This is a genomic window from Micromonospora sp. DT4 (assembly GCF_049841675.1).
In the GTDB taxonomy this organism is placed as follows: domain Bacteria; phylum Actinomycetota; class Actinomycetes; order Mycobacteriales; family Micromonosporaceae; genus Micromonospora.
Window position 1 is genome coordinate 1 of the sequence record NZ_JBNCKT010000348.1, and the last position, 634, is coordinate 634.

Genomic DNA, 634 nt, shown 5'->3' on the forward strand with positions numbered 1-634 from the left:
TTTCAGGACCCGGCCGATCGTGGAATGGTCCAGGTCAGGAATATCATCGATCAACGCGACATGCTTCTCCAGCAGCCTCAGCGACCAACGCGCGTGGCCTTCGGGCGGCGCCGAGCAGGCCAGCGCGATGAGCCGGGCCTCGACCTCACCGGTCACCTTCGGATCCACCGGCGCACTGAGGCGCTTCTTGCGCGTGATGGTGTCCTCGACGTCCCCGCCGCGCTCGGCGTAGACCCTCGAGGTCTTCACCACTGTGTCCACGTGCACCCCGGCACGCTCGGCGACTACCTCCTGGGTGGGCACCGGTTCACCACGTTCGAGACGATCCGGATCGTTCTCGTCCAGTTCCAGCAGAATCCGCGCCCGGCGTACCTGCTGAGCCGGGTAGGACCCCGTACGAACCCGCTTGGTCAACCACTCGCGATCCGCGGCACTCAACGCCACCGGACGCGACTTCGTCCTCGCCATCTTGACTCGTTCCTGACGGGCTGAAGGGAAAGGAACCCGTCAGGGAACAGCACACCGCAACAACACGGCCGATAGGCAGCGACACGCTACTAGACGATCTATTCCAAGGGGTGCGGGGCAGCGAACAAGAGCGAGGGTGTCCATGATCGACGTTGCTGAGCAACGA

At 64.2% G+C, this 634-nt stretch carries 1 protein-coding gene; it reads right to left on the reverse strand.

Annotation, left to right across the window (positions count from 1 at the left end):
• Positions 1 to 468: helix-turn-helix domain-containing protein (locus ACLQ24_RS30045; RefSeq protein ID WP_425895106.1), on the reverse strand; the 468-nt coding region annotated here is incomplete at its 3' end.
• Positions 469 to 634 lie beyond the last annotated feature (166 nt).